Below are 24,075 nucleotides of genomic sequence, written 5' to 3'. Positions count from 1 at the left end.
AATTTTTAAGGAGGTATTTGATGACAAAAAAATTAATAATATCAAAAACTAAATTGTTTATTTTTATAATAGCATTTATATCTGCATTTATAGCTTTATTTGGAAGTAAAAATACACTTATAGGTGTGGCTATAGTAACAGCTATGCTAATGCTTTTGGAAAGGGATTTAACTATTTCTCCAATTAAAAATTTACTGAAATACTTGATAATAAACGTAACATTAGGAGTATTATCGTTTTTTGCAGTACAAAATATGTATTTAGGAATTTTATTAAATTTTATAGCATTATTTATAATAGGATATTTATTTAGTTATGACTTGAAAAGGGCTGTATATGTACCTTTTGGTCTTATGTATATATTTATGATAAGTATACCTGTAGGATTAAGCGAATTTCCTATAAGATTATCGGCTTTAGCTAGTGGTTCACTTGTCATAATGATTGCTCAATTTGTTATGAATAGAAATAGAATGAAAAAAATTGGTGACAAAGAATTAATATCTATATGTGATGAGTTGTTGGAAAAAATAAATCTTTTAAAAAATATTATTAATAGTGATAATTCTGTAAATAAGTCTAATATGAGAAAAATAGATAGTTGTAATTACACAATAAATTCTATATCAAAAGGTCTTAAAATGGTTATATTTGATAATAGAAAAGATGATTTTTTTATTAGTATTAAAGGAATGGATATAATAAATATCTTATTTTCATTAGAAAGAATAAGTTTAATCTTAGATAGATATAAAATAGATACTAAGGAATTTGAGGATGAAGACATAAAAAATATGCTAAAAGAAAGTAGTACAAATAGTAAAGAAGATGTTTTAGTTGTAGTATCTAAAGAAGTAAATTATATCAAGATGTGCTTAGAAAATAAAGATAAGATAACTGATAAAGAAATACTTGGGTTTAGAGACTATGTTGTCGCTCAAGATACTAAAAATATAAATTTGAAAGAAATTTATAGTGTTTTAGAAAATCTATATGAATTTTTATTAGAGTACAAAAAGGTAAAATCAAAAGAGGAAAAAAGAGTTGAAAGAAAAATAAAGATACCACGTGAATTTAAAAGAATATCAATATATAAACAACATTTTAATTTAAAATCTATAAGATTTTCTTATGCAATAAAAATCGCTTTGGCTGCAGCAATCTCAGGTTTTATTATGGATTATTTTCACTTAAAAGATGGAAGATGGATAATGTTAACTGTGTTTTCATTAACGCAACCTTATGCAGAGAACTGTTTGCAGAAATCCAGAAAAAGAATAGAAGGTACACTAGTAGGAGCGGTAATATTTATTGTTTCATTTTCAATAATAAAAGATAATACATTAAGGTCATTAATAGTACTTTTAGCAGGATACATAAACTCATATGTAGTTGATTATAGAAAACTGATAGTGTGTGTAACTGTTTCAGCCCTTGGTTCGGCAGCAGTTATGGGAGACCCTAATGTTTTAACTATGAGTAGAATTTCATATGTAGTATTAGGTGCAATTATTGCATTAATAATAAATAAATTTGTTTTACCATATGATGCAAAAATGGGGTATCAGCATGTTATAGATGTGTATAAAGGTATAGTTAAAAATATAATTAATGAAGTTAATAAATCTATTGAAAATTCAACCAATGTTCATTATATAAAGAATCTATTATTAGTGCCATCACTTATTGAAGATAGACTTATGCTGATAAATACTATATACAAAGATGAACATCAAGATGATTTCTTAGAAAATCAACAATTACTAATAAGTAATATGTACAATTTATATATAAATGTCAAAAAGAATAATATTAGAGATGAAGATGTAGAAAGAATATTGAGAGATACTAGTTATATTTCAAATTATGATGCTGATAAATATGATGAAGGAAGAAGTGTAATTTTAGATAGTATTGAAAGTACAGTAAGTTTAGGTGATAAAATAATTTGCCTAAATTTACTTCAAACCTTAAATGGTGTAAAAGAAATGTATAGAATAAGTAATATCAGTAAAATGTTAGTGCAAGAAGTTGCATAGTTTTCTAATCTAATCTAATTAAATTATATAAAAAGTCATAGCTTTAAAATAAAGTATATGACTTTTTCTTTTATACAATGTTAACAGAAAATAGTATATTAAAAACAAAAACCATATATTTATGAATTTTGTGTGAAAAAGGTTAAAATATTGATTTTTTTCATTGGTTGAAAAAACAATTTACTTAGGATAAACTATAATAGTATTCAAATATTATGGGGGTTAGATTTATGAGTAAAGATGTAAAGGTAAAGCGCAATAAGAAATATGATACATTTAGTATAACTATGGAACTTGAAAGACCTTTACTTTATGATGAGGTTGAAAACGAAGATGATAAAAATGATAATAGAAAATTTAATATAAAAAAGAAAATATTCATGGGAATAGGTATACTGTTTGTATTGATTCTGCTTAGTTTTTTCATATGGATAAACAAAACATATGAACCTCAAAAACTAGCAAAAGAAGCATTAGTTAGCAATAGTAAAGTTGAGGTAACCATAAATGAAAATATTTCATTTACACCGAAGGGTAGAAAAGTTTCTAAAGGTCTAATTTTTTATCCAGGAGCTAAAGTAGAAATTGAATCATATGCACCACTTGCAAGAAAAATAGCAGAAAGTGGATATGAAGTGGTAATTGCAAAAATGCCACTTAATCTAGCTATACTTGGAACTAATAAAGCACAGAAAATTATGGATTCTTACAATAATATAGAACATTGGGTAATAGGAGGTCACTCATTGGGTGGAGTTGTTGCATCTAATTTTGCACGTGACAATAAATTAATTGATGGAGTTGTGTTTTTATCTTCCTATCCAATGGGCAATGAACTAAAACAGCTAGGTAAAAAGGTTATATCTATATGGGGAAGTAAAGATGGAGTAGTTAATTTTAAAAATCTTATAGAAGCAAAAGAAAAACTTCCTGATGATACAACTTATGTTGAAATTGAAGGGGGAAATCATGCACAATTTGGAGATTATGGAAAACAAAAGGGAGACAATGATGCTATTATAAGTCAAGAAAAACAGCTTAAGATTACTGCAAATAGTATTATTAAATTTTTAAATAATATATCTTAAACAAAAGCTTGAAGTTTATAATATATATAAAGTATTATTTTAAGTAAATATTATTAATATAATAAAATTAAGAGTTGATTAAAAGGGGGATTTTAATATGGAATATGATATGCCACTTTATAGACCGCCAAGTGAGGCTTATAGTCTTATAATACAAGTTACACTAGGATGTTCTCATAATAAATGTACATTTTGTAGTATGTACAAATCAAAGAAATTTAAAATAAAACCATTAGAAGTAATAAAAAATGAAATTGATATATTTAGAAGACATTATAAAAATGTAGACAGAATATTTTTAGCAGATGGAGACGCATTGATAATACCAATGGAAAAACTAAGAGATATAATATTGTATATAAAAGAAGTTTTTCCAGAGTGTGAAAGAATTACTCTATATGGCTCTCCTAAGTCTATAGAGAAAAAAACTGATGATGAACTTAAAGAGTTAAAAAAACTTGGTGTTAAGATGATTTATCTAGGGCTTGAGAGTGGAAATGATGAGGTATTAGAAGATATTAAAAAGGGATTTAATAGTGAACAACTTATAAAAGTTGGTAGAAAAGTTAAGCAAAATGGTATTAAATTATCAGCTACTGTAATAGCAGGTCTTGGAGGAACTAAAAAAACGAATCAACATGGAGTTGATACAGGAAAAATGCTAGGAGCAATTTCACCAGATTATGTAGGTGTATTGAGTTTAATGGTAGAACCTAATACTGAACTTTACGATTTACTTCAATCAGGTGAATTTACAGTATTGGAAGATAAAGCTGTGCTACAAGAAATTAAAGAAATGATAAAAAATATAGATACCAATGAAAAAGTCGTATTTAGAAGTAATCATGCCTCAAATTATGTTAACTTAAAAGGAATATTACCTGAGGATAAACAACGTCTAATTGATGAGATAGATTATTATCTAAGTAACTTAAAATTAAAAAGAGAAGAGTATAGAAGACTGTAAAATTTAGCTATTCTTAATATATATGTGTAGATGTAAAATATTAAAATTATCTAGAGTTTAAGTAATCATGCTACATTAATAGTGTATCACTATTAATGTAGCATGATTTTTTTGTTAAGAAACATAATCATAAAATTATAGAAAAAATCTATCAATAATGATGAAAATATGCACTGGTTTAATAGATTTCTACGCATTATAATAGAGACATAAATTTAAAACACAAAAACTATAAACATAAAAACGTGTGGAGGAATAGAAATGAAAATATATCAAAATATCTTTGAACCATTAACTATAAAAAGGATGAATGTAAAAAATAGAATAGTTATGCCACCAATGGGAACAAACTTTGGTGGAGAAAGTGGAGAATTTAAAGATGAACACATTAAATATTATGAACAAAGAGCTAAAGGTGGAACTGGACTTATAATTGTAGAAAATGCTTGTGTAGATTTTCCTTTAGGTTCTAATGGAACTACACAAATAAGAATAGACCATGACAGATACATACCTGCTTTATATAAGTTAACTGAGAGTCTACATAAACATGGTGCATGTGTAGCTATACAAATTAATCATTCAGGTGCTTCAGCTATGCCAGATAGAATAAATGGATTAACTCCAGTATCTTCTTCGAACATACCCTCAAAAAATGGAGGAACAATACCAAGAGAATTAAAGAAGGAAGAAATACTAGATATAGCTACAAAATATGGAAAGGCAGCAAAAAGAGCTCAAATAGCTGGTTTTGATGCTATAGAGATACACGCTGGACACTCATATCTAATAAGTCAATTTTTATCCCCAATTTACAATAAGCGTACAGATGAATTTGGTGGAAGTCTTGAAAATAGAGCGAGATTTGCAAAACTAGTAATTGATAAAGTTAGAGACGAAGTAGGAGCCTTATTTCCTATATCTTTAAGGATAAGTGCTGATGAATTTATAGAGGGAGGAAATACTTTAGATGATACTTTAAAGCTTCTTGAATATTTAAATGAAGAAGTAGATATATATAATGTATCAGCAGCATTAAATGATTCTATACAATTTCAAATCGATACAATGACATTAGAAGATGGGTGGCGTTCATATATGTCTAAAGCAGTTAAAAAAAGATTTGGAAAAACAACAATAATAACTGGAAATATAAGGAATCCAGAGATAGCATCAAAAATACTTGAAAATAATGAAGCGGATTTTATAGGTATGGGAAGAGGCCTTATAGCTGACCCTAATTGGGCTGAAAAGGTAGAAAATGGAAAAGAAGATTCAATAAGAAAGTGTATTTCATGTAATATAGGATGTGCAGGTAATAGAATTGGAGCAAATAGACCTATAAGATGTACAGTAAATCCAGACTTAATAAATGGAGAAGAATATAAACAAAGAAAAGTAAATAAGACAACAAATGTGGTTGTTATAGGTGGAGGAACGGCGGGTCTCGAAGCCGCAGCCACAGCAGCAGAGGTGGGCTGTAATGTATTTTTATTAGAAGAAAAAGCAGATATAGGAGGGCTTGCTGAGACAATATCAACTTTTCCGGATAAAAGTAGAATAAATGATTTTCCAAAGTATTTAAAACAGAGAGTTAATAAATTAAAAAATTTAATTGTTTTTAAAAATACAAAGGCCGATATTAAATTTATAGAAAATTTAAAACCTGATATAATTATAAATGCTACAGGTTCAAAACCATTACTTCCACCAATAACTGGTTTGATGGATAGGATAGACCAAGAAAATGGAAAGGTGAGTTCAATATTTAAGCTATTTAATGATATAGAATATTTTAAAACAAAAGACTTAGAAAATAAGAAAGTAGTAGTTGTGGGTGGTGGAGCTGTTGGATTAGATGTTGTAGAATTTTTCTCAGAAAATAAGGCTAAAACTTCTATAGTTGAGATGTTACCAGTTGTGGGCAAAGATTTAGACCCTATAACAAAGGTGACAATGATGAAGATGTTAAAAGATTACAATGTTGATGTTTATACAAATACAGCATTATTGGAAGTTGAGGATGATAATTTTAAAGTTAAGAAGAATGAAGAAGAGTTCTTACTAAATTTTGATTATGGATTTATATGTTTAGGAATGAAATCTAATAATCCAATTTTGAATAATTTAAAGAAATATTTTGAAGCTAAAAATGTGGAAGTTCTAAATATAGGAGATAGTAAAATAGCTAGAAGAATAATCGATGGAGTTAGAGAAGGAAGAAATATAATAACAACTTTAGAAAAGTTAAATCTTTTATGATAATAAATAATAGAGATGATTTTAGAAAATTCGAATCTCTTGTAGAGAATAAATAATAAAAGTAAAGTAATTTTAGAAAAGTTAAATTATTTTTGTTTTATAACCGTAGTACTATTTTTAATTTTAATTATATCAAGTAGGACTATTGGCAATATAGTAGATTTAAGGGAATTCCTAAAAAGATTTCCCCTAAATCTCGTTTTAAGATAAATTAGTTATAATATTAAACTAATCTATCAATAGCTCCTGATTGAATGTGTTGAATACTTGATTGGATTTTTTCATATGACCAATCCCACCACTTAATTTTTAATAATTTTGAAATTATATCATCATTAAATCTTTTCTTTATAATTTTTGCAGGTATTCCTCCAACAATAGAATATGGAGGGACATTATTAGTAACTACAGCTCTTGTTCCAATAATTGCTCCATCACCAATTTTTACACCTGGCATAATTACAGCATCATAGCCTATCCATACATCATTTCCAATTACAATATCACCCTTATTATCCCAAGCATCTGTTATATGATTTATGTCTAAATCCCATTCTTCATAAAAGATTGGAAATGTATAAGTAGAGAGTGATTTCACAGTGTGGTTTCCACTGGTCATTAAAAACTTTACATTACATGCAATTGAACAAAATTTTCCGATTATTAATTTATCAGTGTTTATAGGATACTGATATAGTACATTATTTTTTTCAAAATCCCTTGGGTCATTATAAAAGTCGTTATATATTGTATAGTCTCCAACTTTTATATTGTCTCTTGTAATCACATTTTTAAGATATATAGTTTGATAATCATTACTTCTTGGATATATTTTATCTGAATTTGGAATAGTCATGTTTAAATCTCTCCTTTATATTATGTTGTTTTCCTGACTATCCCATTATTACAATGCATCTCTTCACAGAATCACTCCTTATATATTACTTATTTATTTATAGTTTATTATTTTATTTTAAATAAAATATTTTTAACTAAATTGTATTTTATTACAATTGTCTATTTATTTGATTATATCAAAGTGATAAAAAATTACAAGTATTTAAGATATACCAAATATAAATCATCTTTTATTAAGTTAAATAATGCTATTATTGAATTAAACTTTAATTTTCAACAGTGATTTGACTAGAATATATTGGGTATGATAAAATTATGTTTATATAAATATTTATGTAGTATTTATGTAAATTTATTATCTATATTATATAAATAGATAGTATTTATATGTATTTATTTTTAGGAGGTTTTATTATGAGTCGACTAGAGAGACTCGAAATGAAGAAAGTAGAAACTAAGCATTTGCAACAATTCAATCAATTGTTACGTTATGTATTTCAAGTGACAAACCATGATTTACAACAAGTAGGTTGGGAGGAAAGAGAAATAACTCTTGCTAAACTACCTGTATTAAGACAAGCAGATGTATTTGGTTGGTTTGATGAGGATAAACTAGTATCTCAAATAGCTGTTTATCCATTTAAAATCAATATATTTGGTCAAGAATACGATATGGGTGGTCTTACTGGTGTTGGAACATATCCTGAATATTCTAATTTAGGTCTTATGGATAAATTGATGCGACAAGCATTAACAGATATGAGAGAAAGAAAACAATCTATATCTTATTTATTTCCATACTCAATTCCATATTATCGTCGTAAGGGATGGGAAATAATATCAGATAAGATATCTTTTGAAATTAAAGATACTCAGTTGCCGAAACCTAAAGCGGTATCAGGAGAAGTTGAGCGTGTAAGTATAGAACACGAAGATGTCAGAAATGTTTATGAACGATTTTCTAAAAAGAGCCATGCGTCTATGATTAGAAGTGAGTTGGCATGGGAAGAATACTGGCGTTGGGATTTAGATGACTTAACATGTGCAATTTATTATGATAAAAACCATGAAGCACAAGGTTATGTGTTATATTGGATTTCTGATGAAATATTCTATATTAAAGAAATGGTATTTGTAGAAGAAGAGGCACGTACAGGATTATGGAATTTTATAAGTGCTCACTTTTCAATGATAAATAAAGTGGTTGGAAATACATATACAGATGAACCATTGGCATTTTTACTTGAAGATGGAGACATAGAAGAAAATATAAAACCATACTTTATGGGTAGAATTGTTGATATAGAACAATTTATAAATCAGTATCCATTTAAAGAACAAGAAAATGAAGTAAAGTTAGTATTTCAATTAAAAGACCCTTTATTAGATTGGAATACAGGAGTATTTACACTAAGTGTTTCTAAAGAAGGTAAAGGTATACTAACCTCTGGTGGTGATAAGTATGATTTGAAGCTTGATATACAAACACTTACAACTATGTTGCTTAGTTACAAAAGACCAACTTATCTTCATAGAATAAAAAGAATTACTTGTGATAAAGAAATAGTAGATTTATTAGAAAATCTTATTGAACGTGAAAATCCATACTTCTCAGATTATTTCTAATAAACTTTAATAAATTTTAAAATGTGTCTGGGATTGTACAGAGTATTTACTCTGAAACAATCCCTTTTTAACTTGTTCTTATTCCATTTTATCAATTAGATTATTGTTTTTACTGTAATTAATAACAAAGTTTCTAAAACTATTAACAGCAGGAGTTAAATATTTATTTTTCATTGTAGCTAAATATATGTACCTTTCATGTATAGGATTTGTTATTGATAAAACCTTTACATTAAAATATTTAAGAGCAAAAATATTTGGAACAACTGCTATACCATAGTTAATAGAAACTAAACCTGCGACAGCTGTATCTTCTTCTGTTTCACATACAATTTGTGGTTTTACATCAACTTTTTCAAAGAGCTTATCAATAATTGGTCTAACTCCACTATCTTCACTAAAGAATATAAAAGGATAATCCTTTGTATCCTTTAAGTCTACACTTTCATTTGAGGCTAAAGGATGGTTATATGGCACTATTACAACCAATTCTTCCTGAAGTATAGCTGTAAAATCTATGTTGGGTTCATTTGGAACAAAAGAGCAAAATGCTAAATCAAATTTTTCATCTTTTAAACTTTGGATAATCTTTTTAGTAGTACCTTGACCAAATGAAAATGAAATATTTTTATTTGACTCTTTTTCTAAAAACTTACCAAGTATATCTGGAATGAAGTAAGCTCCCAATGTATAAATAAATCCTAAGTCTATGACACCTTTTGATATACTCGTATATTCTCTAAGCTTTTTTTCTCCTCTTTCTAATTCACTCAATGCTTTATCAACATAAGTTAAAAAAAATTTACCATATTTAGTTAAACGAACATTTCTACCTTGTTTTTCAAATAAAAAAGTTCCCAGTTCTTTTTCAAGAGCAGATATAGCATGACTTAAGCTTGGTTGAGTTATAGACAATTGTGTAGCTGCTTTTGTATAGTGCTCAACTTTGGCTAAAACTCTAAAGTAATGCAAATGATTTAGGTTCATTGATATTCAATCCCTTCATAAGTAATAAAATTCGGGTTATTTCTACAAAATTATACCATATTATACCATAATTCATAGATTAATTCTATCAATATTAAGAATAATATGTATTTTATTAATAACAATTAAGTAATATAATGAAATTACAAGAAAGAGTGTAAAAAAATTAAATGTAAGTATATAAAATGAAGTACTACTGTAGAATTAGTATTGTTATGACTTATAGTATTTTTACGATATAATAATATTGTGATGTAAAGAATATAAAATCTGATAAAACTTCTATATGTGTGGAGGAGAAATATGAATAATATAGTACAAGTAAAAAATATTAGAATAGGAGAAGGTATACCTAAAATCTGTGTACCAATAGTTGGAAAAACTAAAGAAGAAATTATTGAAGAAGTTAATGACTTAAAGGAAATTTGTTTGGATGTTGTAGAATGGCGTGTTGATTTCTTTGAGAATGTAGAAAATATTCAACAAGTTAAAGAAGTTATTAATGAATTAAGAAAATATATACCAGATACACCTCTATTATTTACATTTAGAAGTATAAAAGAAGGTGGACAAAAATTAATATCAAAAGATTATTATACTATTTTAAATAAGGAAATCTCTAATACAGGATTAATAGACTTAATAGATGTAGAGCTATTTATGGGAGATGAAATTGTAAATGAAATAGTCGAGTTTGCTCATGAAAAAGAAGTGAAAGTAGTCATGTCGAATCATGATTTTAATAAAACTCCCAAAAAAGAAGAGATTATATCTCGTTTATGCAAAATGCAAAAACTAGGAGCAGACTTACCTAAAATAGCTGTTATGCCAAAAAATGAAAGAGATGTTCTAGTGTTGCTTACAGCTACAAATGAAATGGTTCAAGTTTATGCAGATAGACCAATAATAACTATGTCTATGGCAGGAATGGGAGTTATAAGTCGTTTGTGTGGGGAAATATTTGGCTCAGCATTGACTTTTGGAGCAGTTAAAAAGGTTTCTGCACCAGGTCAAATGTCAGTTGAAGAACTAAATTCAATACTATGCATATTACATAAAAGTATTAATTAGTTTAAAAGACTTGAGTATATATGATAAAGGTTGATGTTGTTTCAGGTTTTTTAGGAGTAGGAAAAACTACACTCATTAAAAAAATATTAAAGGCATAAGGTTTTGTAAATTCATCTGATGTATATTTAGAATTTAGCTATTCTTCTGGCAAAACTAATGTTTTTAAATATAGCGGAGTTAAGGATGGAAAAGTAACTATAATAGGATTAAATTTAGGTAATAAAGTTTTAAAAGAATTATTTAATTAAATAACAAAAATATATAATTCTAATTTTGATTATTAAAAGATTATTATAAGAGTCTTTACTAATATAACTAATATGTGAAATTATGGAAAAATAATAATTTTATAAAAATAGATGATAAATATAAATTAAATTATATATGTATATATTGTAGTCCAATAGTGATATAATAATATAAAAAATTTTTATAGAGAGTGAGATTACATATGCGAAGACTTGAAGAGATATTAGAGTACAATAAATCATTTGTAAAAAATAAAGAATATGAACAGTATGCAACCTCAAAACATCCAAATAAAAAAATAGTAGTCCTATCATGTATGGATACAAGATTAACTGAACTTTTACCTAAAGCCATGAATCTTAAAAATGGAGATGTTAAACTGATAAAAAATGCAGGTGCTACTATAATGCATCCATTTGGAAGTATTATGAGAAGTATTTTAGTTGCAATTTATGAATTTGATGTGGATGAAGTTATGGTTGTAGGACATCATGGATGTGGTATGTGCAATGTGGATACGGATAAATTACTAAATAAAATCTTAGATAGAGGAATATCAAATGATGTAATACTTACACTTCGTAGTGCAGGAATTGATACAAAACAATGGTTACATGGATTTGATTCAGCAGAGGATTCTGTAAAAGATAGTATTAATTTAATAAAAAATCATCCTTTAATTCCAGAGGGAATTGTTGTGCATGGGTTGATTATATCGCCAGAAACTGGAAAAATAGATGTTGTTGTAAATGGATATGAGGATAAATAATATATTTTTATAGTATATAAGTAATATATTATTAAATAAGAGGTTGTTTCAAAATTTATTTTATTTTGAAACAACCTTTTTTAATTGATAAATTTATGAAAAGGTTTATCTTAAGGTTTTAATGAAAAATATAAGTAGTTAGCTAATTAAAAAACTTATTATTAGCTATTAAAATCATAACTAATCAATAGAAAAATATTTAATAAATGAAATTTATATGAATTTTTTATAAATATATTGAAAAAAGATATCTGTTATAGTAAAATAATCATTAGCCGACTAAGTAATATAAAAATAAGGAGGGTAAGTATGAATAGCAATTCTGAAGAAAAATTAAATGATGTTTTCTTGCAATTGATGCGAATATATTTTATAAGAACTCATTTTTATTTTGATAAATTAGGCTTGTACCAGGGTCAGCCACAAATACTTTTTTCTCTTAGGATGAAAAATGGTCAAAGTCAAAAAGAATTAGCAGATAAAAGAAAAGTAAAAGCATCTACAACGACAGTTATGATAAAAAGAATGGAAAAAACTGGGCTTGTAGAAAGAAAACAAGATGAAAAGGACCAAAGAATTTCTAGAATTTTTTTAACAGATAAAGGCCTAGAAGTATGTAAGAAAGTTGAGGAATTTAACAAAGAATTAGAAAGAGAAATCTTTTTAGGATTTAGTGAAGAAGAAAAAATAGTACTTAGAAGACTTCTAATGCAAGTTAGAGACAATTTAAAAGCAGGATGTCATAAACATGAGCATGAAAAATATTTCTAAAGTTTAAAACAATGTTTTTCAATTAAATGCTATCAGACTAATTAATATTACAGAAGGGAAGAAGTGTATGTTTAAATTAATTAAATATTTAAAGAAGTCAGCCTTATCAATAGTAATAATAGTATGCTTATTGGTAGTTCAAGCAGTATGTGACCTTTCTTTACCAAAATATACATCTAATATAGTAAATATAGGGATACAGCAAGGTGGAGTAGAAAACTCTGTTCCATCTATAATTAGAAAAAGTGAATTAGATAAGATTACTTTGTTTATGGATAAAGATAATAAGGATAAAATATTAGACAATTATACTTTATTGAATAAGGAAGATTACAGCAAGTATAAAGAGAAGTATCCAAATTTAAAAGACGAATCTCTTTATGAGTTAAATACTAAAAACAAGGATACTATAGATGAGTTAAATACTATTTTTGGTAAATCTATTTTAATTGTATCAGGGCTTGAGGGGGACAGTAAGGAAGTAAAAGCAATGAAATCTCAGATAATGAGTCAACTTCCTACACAAGGGACTCAAGGTGAAGAAGTTAATATATTTAAAGTGTTATCAATGATGCCAACAGAACAATTAGACAAATTAACTAAAGAGATGAGCAAAAGCTTTGAAAGTATGCCAGAAAGTATGATAACACAAAGTTCAGTATCATATGTAAAAGCAGAATATGAAAACATAGGTATTGATACAGAAAATATGCAAAATAATTATATATTACTTACTGGTGCAAAAATGCTTGGTATAGCTATGATTAGTATGATAGCTACAATTACAGTTGGATTTTTAGCAGCAAGAGTAGCAGCAAGCGTAGGAAGAAATTTAAGAAGTGGAGTTTTTAGAAAAGTTATGTCATTTTCAAATAGTGAAATGAATGAGTTTTCTACAGCATCATTAATCACTCGTAGTACAAATGATATTCAACAGATACAAATGTTGATGGTTATGCTACTTAGAATAGTTTTTTATGCTCCAATAATGGCTATAGGTGGAATAATAAAAGTTTTAAATACTAATACTTCAATGGCTTGGATTATAGCAGTTGCAGTAGTAGCCATTTTATCTTTAATAATTGTATTATTCTCAGTTGTTATGCCTAAGTTTAAATTGGTTCAAAAGCTTGTCGATAAGTTAAACTTAGTAAGCCGTGAGATAATTACAGGTATTCCAGTTATAAGAGCTTTTAGTACTGAAAAACATGAAGAAAAAAGATTCGATGAAGCAAATAAAAATTTAACTAAAACAAATCTTTTTGTAAATAGAGTTATGACATGTATGATGCCTGCTATGATGCTTATAATGAACCTTATTACAGTTCTTATAGTTTGGAGAGGTGCATATAGTGTTGATTCTGGAGCAATGCAAGTTGGAGATATGATGGCATTTATACAATATACAATGCAGATAATAATGTCATTCTTGATGATATCAATGATATCTATTATGCTTCCAAGAGCATCTGTTTCAGCTACACGTATAGATGAAGTGTTGGTATCAGATATAAGTATCAAAGACCCAGAAAAATCAAAAGTACAAGAATTTAAAGAAGATAAAAAAGGTCTTGTTGAATTTAAAAATGTTTCATTCATGTATCCAGATGCAGAAGAAGCTATATTGACAGATATATCCTTTACAGCAAAACCAGGAGAAACAACTGCATTTATAGGAAGTACTGGTAGTGGTAAGTCGACTCTTATAAATTTAATTCCTCGTTTCTTTGATGTTACTGAGGGAGAAATATTACTTGGTGGAGTTAATATAAAAGATGTTGCTCAACATGATTTAAGAGAAAAAATTGGATATGTACCTCAAAAAGGAGTATTGTTCTCTGGTACCATAGAATCCAACTTGAAATATGGCAGAAAAGACGCAACAGATGAAGAAATGAGAGCTGCAGCTGAAATAGCTCAAGCTACAGAATTCATTGATTCTAAACCAGAAGCTTTTAAAACTGAAATTTCTCAAGGTGGAACAAATGTCTCTGGAGGTCAAAAACAAAGACTTTCTATTGCAAGAGCAATAGCAAAAAATCCAGAAGTTTATATATTTGATGACAGTTTTTCGGCTCTTGACTTAAAAACTGATGCAGCTCTTCGTAAAGCTTTAAAATCAAAAACTGCTGAAAGTACAGTATTAATAGTTGCACAAAGAATTAGTACCATCTTGCATGCAGAACAAATAGTTGTTTTAAATGAAGGAAAAATAGTTGGAATAGGAACACATAAAGAGCTTCTAAAAAATTGCGAAGTTTATGAGCAAATAGCTTTATCACAACTTTCAAAGGAGGAGCTAGCTAATGAGTAGAATGGGAAAAGGTCCTATGGGAAAATCTATAGGAGCAGGACAAAAAGCAAATGACTTTAAAGGAACCATGCGAAAACTAATTGCATACTTATCTAAATTTAAAATATCAATAATTTTGGTAATTGTATTTGCTATTGGTAGTGCATCGTTTTCTATAGTAGGTCCAAAAATTTTAGGTAAGGCGACTACAAAGATATTTGAAGGATTAGTGAGCAAAGTCTCTGGAGGCAATGTAGGTATAGATTTTGACGCAATTGGAAAAATTTTAGCCTTATTACTTTGCCTTTACTTGGTAAGTGCACTATTCTCTTTTATACAAGGATTCATAATGAGTGGAATTTCTCAAAAAGTATCTTATAATTTAAGACAAGAGATTTCAGTAAAATTGGATAGATTGCCAATGAAGTATTTTGACACTAAAACACATGGTGAAATACTATCAAGAATTACAAATGATATAGATACTCTAAACCAAAGTTTAAATCAAAGTATGACACAACTTATAACATCAGTAACAACTATGATAGGTGTTTTGATAATGATGTTATCTATAAGTGGTATTATGACATTAGTGGCAATTTTAATATTACCAATATCAATGTTTGTAATTTCAAGAATAGTAAAGAAATCACAAAAATACTTTAGATCCCAACAAAAATATTTAGGGAATGTAAATGGTCAAGTTGAGGAAACTTATAGTGGTCAAACAATAGTAAAAGCATTTAATCGTGAAGAAGAAGCAATTAATGAATTTGATAAATTAAATGATAGTTTGTATAATTCAGCATGGAAATCTCAATTTTTATCTGGGATAATGCAACCACTTATGATGTTTATTGGAAACTTAGGATATGTAATGGTATCAATCTTAGGAGGTTGGCTTGCAATTAAGAAAACAATTGAGGTTGGAGATATACAGTCATTTATACAATATGTAAGAAACTTTACACAACCAATGACTCAGATTGCACAGGTTGCTAACTTACTACAGTCAACAGCAGCAGCTTCTGAAAGAGTATTTGAGTTTTTAGAAGAGGAAGAAGAAGACCAAGTTGTTGAAAATGCAGTTTCAATAGATGGTTTAGAAGGTAAGATTGATTTTGAAAATGTTAATTTTGGATATAATTCAAATAAGACTATAATAAATGATTTCTCAGTAAATGTTAAACCTGGTCAAAAAGTTGCTATTGTTGGACCTACAGGAGCAGGTAAAACTACTATAGTTAAGCTTTTAATGAGATTTTATGATGTTAATAGTGGTTCAATACTAATTGATGGTCATAATATTAAAGATTTCAATCGTAGTGAGCTTAGAGAAATGTTTGGTATGGTTCTTCAAGATACATGGTTATTTAGTGGCTCAATTATGGAAAATATAAGATATGGTAAACTAAATGCTACAGATGAAGAAGTTATAGAAGCAGCTAAATCTGCACATGTTCATAGATTTATCAAAACATTGCCAGATGGATACAACATGAAATTAAATGAAGAAGCAAGCAATGTTTCTCAAGGTCAAAAACAATTATTGACTATAGCTCGTGCCATTTTAGCAGACCCTAAAATCTTAATATTGGATGAAGCTACAAGTTCTGTTGATACTAGAACAGAAGTATTAATTCAAAAAGCTATGGATAATCTTATGGAAGGTAGAACAAGCTTTGTTATAGCACATAGATTATCAACTATACGTGATGCTGACATGATTCTTGTTATGAATGAAGGAGATATAGTTGAACAAGGAAACCATGAGGAACTTCTAAAGAAAGGTGGATTCTATGCTAATCTTTACAATTCTCAATTTGAAGAAGATGAAGCAATGTAGTAAGAATTTACTTTAAAATATGAGTATCGTTGTAAGAGAAATATAGAATAAACTATGTAGATAAGATTATATTTTGTAAGATATAATCTTATCTATTTTTTTATGTATTTACAAAGTTATGTATTTTGTTATAATATATAATAAGGAAAATGTTGGAGGTGATTATCAAAATGTATATTTAATCGTATTCTTTAAATTTTATTAATAATAAAATTTAATTTTAATAGTTAACAATTATGTAAAGTTATCTACTTTAGTTACTTTTATTAGTTGTGTAAAAAACTACTTAAATTTAAGAATTGGGTTAAATATAATATAATAATCACATATGAGTCAATTAAATTGACATATTTTTAATATATATTTAGAATTTTAATCCTTCTTATAATGTAAGTAGATTGTTTTGTATTACTTAGATTTATAAGGAGTTTTTTTATTGAAAAAACTACATAATATAATTGAGGAGAGGTGTTTTAAAGTGATTTTTTATATAAGATTAAGAAAATAACGCACGATTATGGTTATTATAATATTAAATTAGAAGTATCATTTAAGGATAAAATTAAACAAGCAAATTCTTAATGAATTTAATTATAGAGCCATAATCTCGTGCTATATATTAAATAAAAAATAGTATATAAGGAGAATATGGATATGGCCAAAAAAGGAATAATAGTAGGACTAAACATAAATAGTAAATCTGAGGATTTCAACGAACTAATGATTGAACTTGAAAACTTATGCTCTGCATGCAATATTGATGTTGTAGGAAGTATAACTCAAAATGCAAAGCAGGTTAATAGAGCATATTATATTGGTATAGGTAAAGTTGAAGAATTATTAAATATAATAAAACAAGAAAAAGCAGATATAGTTGTGTTTTATAATGAGCTTTCTACATCACAACTTAAAAACCTTGAAGAAAAATTAAACTGTGAAATTATAGATAGAACAGCATTGATACTTGATATATTTGCACAAAGGGCAAAAACTAGAGACGCCAAGCTTCAAGTGGAAGTAGCAAGTTTAAGATATATGTTACCAAGACTTATAGGCTCAAATGAAAATTTAGGGCGTCAAAGTGGAGGAGTAGGTACTAAAAATAGAGGTTCTGGTGAAAAGAAATTAGAGCTCGACCGTAGAAGAATAGAAGAAAAGATAACTTCTCTAAATAGGGAATTAGATGATTTAAAATTCCAACGAGAAACTCAAAGAAATATGAGAAAAAAATCTAATCTTCCAAATGTAGCTTTAGTTGGATATACAAATGCCGGAAAATCTTCAATAATGAATGAATTAGTTGATATATTTAAAAACTCTGAAGAAAAGAAAGTATTTGAAAAAAACATGTTATTTGCGACATTAGAAACTTCTATTAGAAGCATAGTTCTTCAAGATAATAAAGAATTTTTATTGTCTGATACAGTTGGATTTGTAAGTAATCTACCACATGATTTAGTAAAAGCATTTAGGTCGACATTAGAAGAAGTGTGCGAAGCAGATGTGTTATTACATGTTATTGACGTTTCAAATCCAAGCTATAAAAATCATATTAAAGTAACAGTAGATACTTTAAATCAAATTGGCGCAAATGATATCCCTATAATAAATATTTACAATAAAATTGATTTAGTTGATGAAAAATTATTAAATGATATTGTAGATGATATAGGCAAGGAAGGTATATTTGTTTCAGCCAAAAAAAATATAAATATAGACAAAATGATAAAATGCATTTGTGATAGCATATTTAAAGATTATATAAGATGTAAGCTTTTGATTCCATACAGTGAAGGAAATGTAGCTTCTTATTTTAATAATAATACAAGTGTCATAAATACAGAATATATGGAAGAGGGAACTCTTTTAGATGTAGAATGTAGTAATATAGAATATAACAAGTATAAAAAGTATGTTTTAGAATAAACTTTTTAAAAGGTATTGTAATCTAGAATTTATTTAAAGTAGTTAGTTTGGAGTTAAGTTGTAAAATTATTATAAATTATAATTTGTATAAAGCGGTATAGTTATCTAAGCTATACCGCTTCATTATATATGATAAAAAATAAGATTATTGACACAAAAGTAATTAATTACTATAATATAAAGTAACTAGTTACTAATTATAGTTATTATCAAGATTAAGGAGATAATTAACATGAAAAATATAGTGATAATTTATAAAAGTAAGTATGGTTCAACAAAAAAATATGCTAAATGGCTTTCAGAATCATTAGCTTGTGATATTTTTGAAATTAAGGATGTTAATCTAGAAAAGATTATAGATTACGATACAATTATTTTAGGTGGAGGTCTTTATGCTTGTAATATAGCAGGAATTTCTTTTTTTAAAAAGCACTATGAGAAATTAGCAGGTAAAAATCTAGTTGTTTTTGGTGTAGGAGCATCTCCATATGATGATTCAGTAATAAGAAAATTGAGAGAAGTTAATTTTAAGGATAAGTTGAATAATATTCCTTGTTTTTACTGCCGTGGCGAATGGAATGAAACAAAAATGTCATGGCTTGATACCACTCTTTGTAGTTTTCTTAAAAAGTCAATAGCTAAAAAACAACGTCAAGGTTTTAATCCAATAGAAGCTCCTTTATTATTAGGAGAAGATTTTGATTGGTGTGATAAAAAGTATCTAAATCCTATACTTGATTATGTGGATAAACTTCAAAATACAAGCTTATAACTATATTGTAATTTATAGAGTAATTAATTCTTAAAAATACAATTTTTTTATTAGTTCTCCTGTATCTAAAAGGGGGGCTTTTTTTATTTGTAAATTTATGTTATATTGATATGAATTTATTATTGTATAAAAATTATATTAATAGAAATTTAAACAATTTGTTTTAAAAATAGAGTAGTCTAATTCTTAAAGAGGGGGTTTTAAATAGTGGATATAAATAAGATAGTAATGATGCAAAGGGAATACTATAATACAGGTAAAACAAGAGATGTATCATTTCGTTTAGAGCAGTTAAAAAAGCTAAAGTCAGTTATATTAAAAAATGAAGATAAAATACTTTTGGCATTAAAACAGGATTTAAATAAATCAAATTTTGAAGGATTTATGACAGAAGTAGGTATTTTATATAGTGAGTTGAATTTTGCTATAAAAAATATAAAAAAATGGAGCAAAACAAAAAGAGTTCGTTCAAGTATGGTCAATTTTCCATCTATATCTAAGGTTGTTCCTCAACCTTATGGTGTTACACTTATAATGTCACCTTGGAATTATCCATTTCAACTAGCTCTTATACCATTGGTTTGGTCATTAGCAGCAGGCAATTGTGCAATAATAAAACTTTCTGAGTACTCTGTATCAACTTCACATATAATCAAAGACATACTTGAAAGTATATTTTCAAAAGAATATATTGCAGTAGTTCAAGGTGACCAAGAAGAAAGCGAAAAAGTACTTTTAGAAAAATTCGATTATATATTTTTTACAGGAAGCACTGCGGTAGGTAAAGTAATTATGAAAGCAGCATCAAAGTATTTAACTCCTATAACTTTGGAACTAGGAGGAAAAAGTCCTTGTATTATACTAGAAGATGCAGATATAAATCTTGCTGCAAAAAGATTGACATGGGGAAAACTAATAAATGCAGGACAAACTTGTGTAGCACCAGATTATATTTTAGTACATGAGAATAAAAAAGATGAGTTAATAGAGAAAATAAAATATTATATTGAACAGTATTTTGGAGAGAATCCATGTGATAATGAGCAATTTCCTAAAATTATAAATGAAAAGCATTTTAAGCGTATAATATCCCTTATTGATATGGAAAAGGTAGTATATGGTGGTAATTATAATAACCATACATTAAAAATAGAGCCAACTATAATAGATGATGCTAGTTGGGATGATGATATAATGAAGGAGGAAATATTTGGACCAGTATTTCCTGTTTTGACATATAAAAACTTAGACGAAATTTTGCAAGAAATTATACAAAGACCAAATCCACTAGCTCTTTATATATTTACAAAAGATAAGTATTTGGAAAATAAAGTTTTAGAAATGATTCCAGCAGGAGGGTGTTGTGTAAATGATACAATTATCCATATAGCTACCAACTACTTACCATTTGGAGGTATTGGTGAAAGTGGTATGGGTTCATATCATGGTAAAGCAGGATTTGATACATTTACGCATTACAAAAGTGTATTGAAAAAATTAAATTTAGATATTCCTATTAGATATGCACCATATAATGATAAATTAATTAAAATTCTTAAAAAAATGATGTAAACTATATTGTAGAAAAAATACAAATCAAATTAAAAATATATATTTTGATTATATTTTATCAAATTAAAAATTTTAATTTGGCATATTTGTTATAAAAGTAGTAATTTTGTGATAAAATTTAATTATATAGAAATAAGGAGGAAAAAATGAAAATTAATTGGAATACAAAGTACACGACAATAGCAATTTATACGTTTATAATATCTGCTTGTAGTATTATATTCTATCTTATATCATCACAAATTGATGTATTCTCTAACAATTTAGATATTATGTTTACAACATTACAGCCATTTATAATAGGGTTTGCTATTGCATATCTTCTGAATTTTATTTTGAAATTTTATGAAGAAAGACTTTTTATCAAAAGTGAAAAATTAAAAAACCTAAAACAAAAATCAAAAAGAGGATTGGGTCTTTTATTAACATATGCAACAGCTGCATTGATACTTTACTTATTTATGCAATTCGTATTACCTCAAGTAATTGAGAGTATTGTTGGATTAGCAAATGATATACCTATGTATGTAAACAACGCAACTAAGCTTCTTGATAAATTAATGACTGATTTAAATCTTGATGAACAATACTTTAATTTAGCAGTAGATAAATGGAATGAATTTGTCACATACATTATAAAATTTGTAACAGATTTAATACCAATATTAGGAAATATGTTGAAGGATATAGCTTCTAGTATATGGAATATTGTACTAGGATTGATTGTTTCAGTATATTTGCTAATTGATAAAGAAAAATTCTATGGATTAAGTAAAAAAATAACTTATGCACTTTTTACAGAAACACAAGCTGCTAAAATTCTAGAATTAACTCACAGAAGTAACTATACATTTGGTAGATTTTTAGGTGGTAAGATACTAGATTCATTTATTATAGGTATTTTAACATTTGTAATACTTACAGTGGTAAAAATGCCATATACATTATTAATATCAGTAATAATTGGTATTACAAATATTATTCCATTCTTTGGACCACTGTTTGGAGCAATACCATCTACAATAATAGTAATGTTTGTTTCTCCAATACAAGCACTATGGTTATTGTTAATTATATTAATAATACAACAAATAGATGGAAATATTATAGGTCCTAAAATACTTGGAGACTCAATTGGGATATCTGCATTTTGGATTTTATTCTCATTGTTAGTTGCAGGTAAATTATTAGGCTTTGTTGGAATGGTAATAGGAGTTCCTCTATTTGCAGTAATTTATTCTATAATTAAAGATATTATTGAGGGTAAATTAGATAAAAAAGGATTACCAACAGATACTTCTGATTATATGTAGTTAAAAATATATAAATTAATAAAATATTTAAAGCACTGAGACAATTAAAATCTTGGTGTTTTTTAGATAATAAATTCATTATAAAAGAGGTGTTTTTTGTGGCATTTATAGAATGTAAATTTAAATCAAAATATACAGGAGGAGAGACTGATATAATCGTAGTTTTACCTATAGCAAATGGAAAAGAACTATTTACTGGCAAAGAGATATATGACTTTGAAGGTAAGTTTAAAACATTGTACTTATTTCATGGGCTAGAAGATGACCAAAGTTCATGGATTAGATACACTAATGTAGAACATTATGCCAAAAGCAAAAATATAGCTTTAGTAATACCAAGGGTAGAAACTAGTTTTTACACAGATATGTTATATGGACATAAATATTTCACCTTTGTAAGTGAAGAGTTACCTAGATTTGTTAGAGCTATATTTCCTTTATCAGATAAGAGAGAAGATAATTTTGTAGCTGGAATGTCTATGGGAGGGTATGGCGCTTTAAAATTAGCACTTTCAAAACCAAATGAATTTTCAGCAGTAGCAAGTTTTTCTGGTTCACCTGATATGATTCATGAGTTGGAAAATCAGCAAATAGAAACAAATGCTGATATTCTATTCCATGACTTTGGGAAACCAGAAGATGCTAGAAATAGTGAGAATGATTTACTTTACATACTTAAGAATCTTAAAGAGAGTAATAAAGATATTCCTAAAATTTATCAATTTTGTGGTGATAGGGATTTTTTATATAAGAATAATCAAACCTTTAAAAAATATGCAGAATCTTTAGATGTTGATATTGTATATGAAGAGTGTGTTGGTGGTCATGAATGGCGTCTATGGGATTTATGGATAAAGAAATTTATAGATGCAATTGGATAAGCATTTTATTGTCATTAGAGCAAAATATTATAAAGTATTTTTAAACGTAATAAAGACTGAAATATTAAAATACAATTATGATTTCAAAATTTCAGTCTCTAAAAGTTCAATAAAATTTTATTAAGTTCTTATGCGAGTTATTATTGGCGTAAAATTATCAACTATATCTATATAGTATTTACTCAATTCTTCTAAAATATCTTCGCATAAATCAGTGCTGTGACCAAGGTTAATTAGAAACTGTTTTGTAAAATATTTTATTACAGATTGATAAGATATATCATATTTATGTGAAGTATAGACCCTAATTATCTCAGGTTTCATAGCGAGTATACCAATACAGGAAAGTATCAATTCGTCATGTTCTATAGATTCTTTTTCATTAACATATCTTTTCATGACCATTTCAGTTACACTTCGTTGATAGCTTAAAATAGCCTCCTCATAAGCTATATCCAAATAAAAGTTTCTATACGCTTCATTTTTTAAAAGAAAACAAAGGTCAGCATTCATAGCAAGAAAGAACATCATCATTGTACCTTCTTCATGATAATTATAGATTAAAGATTGCATTTCATCCCTTATATCTTCATATATTATAGCTCCTATTTCACTTTTACTTGAGAAATAATAACTTATTAAGCCTAAATTTATATTGGCTCTTTCTGCAATTTGCCTAGTGGTTGTCTTGTGATAACCTTGTTCAAAAAATAATTCTCTAGCAGCACTTATAATACTAGCTTTTGTTTCCTTACCTTTTTCTGATTTTGACATATTTACTGTGT

19 protein-coding genes are annotated in these 24,075 nt (G+C 27.2%); 16 read left to right on the top strand and 3 right to left on the bottom strand.

Annotated elements, in window-relative coordinates; translation table 11 throughout:
* Positions 1–20: 20 nt before the first annotated feature.
* From IC214_RS19125 to IC214_RS19110, 4 genes are all read left to right on the top strand, one after another.
* A complete protein-coding gene (locus IC214_RS19125) occupies positions 21–2,039 on the top strand; it encodes an FUSC family protein (RefSeq protein WP_227866906.1) in 2,019 nt (672 codons plus the stop codon).
* A gap of 230 nt (positions 2,040–2,269) precedes the next feature.
* Entirely contained in the window at positions 2,270–3,127 is an 858-nt protein-coding gene (locus IC214_RS19120; RefSeq protein ID WP_227434899.1) for an alpha/beta hydrolase, read from the top strand.
* 97 nt (positions 3,128–3,224) lie between these two features.
* Entirely contained in the window at positions 3,225–4,094 is an 870-nt protein-coding gene (locus tag IC214_RS19115) for a radical SAM protein (RefSeq protein ID WP_227434897.1), read from the top strand.
* Between the two features lie 261 nt (positions 4,095–4,355).
* Positions 4,356–6,356 carry an FAD-dependent oxidoreductase gene (locus IC214_RS19110; protein ID WP_227830639.1) on the top strand — a complete coding sequence of 667 codons (2,001 nt, stop codon included), beginning with the start codon at positions 4,356–4,358 and terminating at the stop codon, positions 6,354–6,356.
* Between the two features lie 223 nt (positions 6,357–6,579).
* On the opposite strand, the gene IC214_RS19105 is transcribed toward IC214_RS19110, so the two are convergent.
* The gene (locus tag IC214_RS19105; protein ID WP_227866905.1) at positions 6,580–7,212 is read right to left on the bottom strand and encodes a CatB-related O-acetyltransferase; all 633 of its coding nucleotides are present in this window, start codon (positions 7,210–7,212) and stop codon (positions 6,580–6,582) included.
* A gap of 416 nt (positions 7,213–7,628) precedes the next feature.
* On the opposite strand from IC214_RS19105, the gene eis reads away from it, so the two are divergent.
* Complete coding sequence (gene eis / locus IC214_RS19100; RefSeq protein ID WP_227845947.1) at positions 7,629–8,840, top strand: GNAT family N-acetyltransferase; 1,212 nt, start codon at positions 7,629–7,631, stop codon at positions 8,838–8,840.
* A gap of 78 nt (positions 8,841–8,918) precedes the next feature.
* Here the strand turns inward: eis and IC214_RS19095 are convergent, their stop codons facing one another.
* Positions 8,919–9,827, bottom strand: a complete 909-nt coding sequence (locus IC214_RS19095) for a LysR family transcriptional regulator (RefSeq protein WP_227434891.1) — start codon at positions 9,825–9,827, stop codon at positions 8,919–8,921.
* A gap of 303 nt (positions 9,828–10,130) precedes the next feature.
* Between IC214_RS19095 and aroD the strand changes: the two genes are divergently transcribed.
* The 11 genes from aroD to IC214_RS19040 all read left to right on the top strand — a co-directional run bounded on the left by aroD (position 10,131) and on the right by IC214_RS19040 (position 23,290).
* Positions 10,131–10,898 carry a type I 3-dehydroquinate dehydratase gene (aroD, locus tag IC214_RS19090; protein ID WP_227482499.1) on the top strand — a complete coding sequence of 256 codons (768 nt, stop codon included), beginning with the start codon at positions 10,131–10,133 and terminating at the stop codon, positions 10,896–10,898.
* Between the two features lie 20 nt (positions 10,899–10,918).
* Positions 10,919–10,996, top strand: coding sequence for a GTP-binding protein (locus tag IC214_RS21265; RefSeq protein WP_227434955.1), 78 nt, complete (start codon positions 10,919–10,921; stop codon positions 10,994–10,996).
* A 353-nt stretch (positions 10,997–11,349) separates the two neighbouring features.
* Positions 11,350–11,916 carry a beta-class carbonic anhydrase gene (locus IC214_RS19080; RefSeq protein WP_227434884.1) on the top strand — a complete coding sequence of 189 codons (567 nt, stop codon included), beginning with the start codon at positions 11,350–11,352 and terminating at the stop codon, positions 11,914–11,916.
* 309 nt (positions 11,917–12,225) lie between these two features.
* Positions 12,226–12,687, top strand: a complete 462-nt coding sequence (locus IC214_RS19075) for a MarR family winged helix-turn-helix transcriptional regulator (RefSeq protein WP_227434883.1) — start codon at positions 12,226–12,228, stop codon at positions 12,685–12,687.
* A 67-nt stretch (positions 12,688–12,754) separates the two neighbouring features.
* Positions 12,755–15,001 (top strand): ABC transporter ATP-binding protein, encoded by a 2,247-nt coding sequence (locus tag IC214_RS19070; protein WP_227866904.1) that lies wholly within the window; start codon positions 12,755–12,757, stop codon positions 14,999–15,001.
* On the top strand, positions 14,994–16,826 hold the full coding sequence (locus IC214_RS19065) for an ABC transporter ATP-binding protein (protein WP_227866903.1): 1,833 nt from the start codon (positions 14,994–14,996) through the stop codon (positions 16,824–16,826). The genes IC214_RS19070 and IC214_RS19065 overlap by 8 nt, the downstream gene beginning before the upstream one ends.
* Before the next feature lie 654 nt (positions 16,827–17,480).
* Complete coding sequence (gene hflX, locus IC214_RS19060; RefSeq protein ID WP_413926680.1) at positions 17,481–18,752, top strand: GTPase HflX; 1,272 nt, start codon at positions 17,481–17,483, stop codon at positions 18,750–18,752.
* 232 nt (positions 18,753–18,984) lie between these two features.
* Positions 18,985–19,524 (top strand): flavodoxin domain-containing protein, encoded by a 540-nt coding sequence (locus IC214_RS19055; RefSeq protein WP_227434879.1) that lies wholly within the window; start codon positions 18,985–18,987, stop codon positions 19,522–19,524.
* Between the two features lie 207 nt (positions 19,525–19,731).
* Positions 19,732–21,096 (top strand): aldehyde dehydrogenase, encoded by a 1,365-nt coding sequence (locus tag IC214_RS19050; RefSeq protein ID WP_227830635.1) that lies wholly within the window; start codon positions 19,732–19,734, stop codon positions 21,094–21,096.
* A gap of 146 nt (positions 21,097–21,242) precedes the next feature.
* Entirely contained in the window at positions 21,243–22,409 is a 1,167-nt protein-coding gene (locus IC214_RS19045; RefSeq protein ID WP_227434877.1) for an AI-2E family transporter, read from the top strand.
* Positions 22,410–22,507: 98 nt separating this feature from the next.
* Positions 22,508–23,290, top strand: a complete 783-nt coding sequence (locus IC214_RS19040; RefSeq protein WP_227434876.1) for an alpha/beta hydrolase — start codon at positions 22,508–22,510, stop codon at positions 23,288–23,290.
* A gap of 120 nt (positions 23,291–23,410) precedes the next feature.
* On the opposite strand, the gene IC214_RS19035 is transcribed toward IC214_RS19040, so the two are convergent.
* Positions 23,411–24,064, bottom strand: a complete 654-nt coding sequence (locus IC214_RS19035; protein WP_227434875.1) for a TetR/AcrR family transcriptional regulator — start codon at positions 24,062–24,064, stop codon at positions 23,411–23,413.
* Positions 24,065–24,075 lie beyond the last annotated feature (11 nt).

Source organism: Clostridioides sp. ES-S-0190-01, from assembly GCF_020658275.1.
In the GTDB taxonomy this organism is placed as follows: Bacteria; Bacillota; Clostridia; order Peptostreptococcales; family Peptostreptococcaceae; genus Clostridioides.
Note: the sequence above shows the minus strand (reverse complement) of the source record. Positions and strands in the feature narration are given on the sequence as shown.

Bases quoted from the DNA above. Each gene is read 5' to 3' on its own strand.
- IC214_RS19125 (WP_227866906.1), top strand. From the start codon at position 21: ATGACAAAAAAATTAATAATATCAAAAACTAAATTGTTTATTTTTATA.
- IC214_RS19120 (WP_227434899.1), top strand. From the start codon at position 2,270: ATGAGTAAAGATGTAAAGGTAAAGCGCAATAAGAAATATGATACATTT.
- IC214_RS19115 (WP_227434897.1), top strand. From the start codon at position 3,225: ATGGAATATGATATGCCACTTTATAGACCGCCAAGTGAGGCTTATAGT.
- IC214_RS19110 (WP_227830639.1), top strand. From the start codon at position 4,356: ATGAAAATATATCAAAATATCTTTGAACCATTAACTATAAAAAGGATG.
- IC214_RS19105 (WP_227866905.1), bottom strand. From the start codon at position 7,212: ATGACTATTCCAAATTCAGATAAAATATATCCAAGAAGTAATGATTAT.
- eis (WP_227845947.1), top strand. From the start codon at position 7,629: ATGAGTCGACTAGAGAGACTCGAAATGAAGAAAGTAGAAACTAAGCAT.
- IC214_RS19095 (WP_227434891.1), bottom strand. From the start codon at position 9,827: ATGAACCTAAATCATTTGCATTACTTTAGAGTTTTAGCCAAAGTTGAG.
- aroD (WP_227482499.1), top strand. From the start codon at position 10,131: ATGAATAATATAGTACAAGTAAAAAATATTAGAATAGGAGAAGGTATA.
- IC214_RS21265 (WP_227434955.1), top strand. From the start codon at position 10,919: ATGATAAAGGTTGATGTTGTTTCAGGTTTTTTAGGAGTAGGAAAAACT.
- IC214_RS19080 (WP_227434884.1), top strand. From the start codon at position 11,350: ATGCGAAGACTTGAAGAGATATTAGAGTACAATAAATCATTTGTAAAA.
- IC214_RS19075 (WP_227434883.1), top strand. From the start codon at position 12,226: ATGAATAGCAATTCTGAAGAAAAATTAAATGATGTTTTCTTGCAATTG.
- IC214_RS19070 (WP_227866904.1), top strand. From the start codon at position 12,755: ATGTTTAAATTAATTAAATATTTAAAGAAGTCAGCCTTATCAATAGTA.
- IC214_RS19065 (WP_227866903.1), top strand. From the start codon at position 14,994: ATGAGTAGAATGGGAAAAGGTCCTATGGGAAAATCTATAGGAGCAGGA.
- hflX (WP_413926680.1), top strand. From the start codon at position 17,481: ATGGCCAAAAAAGGAATAATAGTAGGACTAAACATAAATAGTAAATCT.
- IC214_RS19055 (WP_227434879.1), top strand. From the start codon at position 18,985: ATGAAAAATATAGTGATAATTTATAAAAGTAAGTATGGTTCAACAAAA.
- IC214_RS19045 (WP_227434877.1), top strand. From the start codon at position 21,243: ATGAAAATTAATTGGAATACAAAGTACACGACAATAGCAATTTATACG.
- IC214_RS19035 (WP_227434875.1), bottom strand. From the start codon at position 24,064: ATGTCAAAATCAGAAAAAGGTAAGGAAACAAAAGCTAGTATTATAAGT.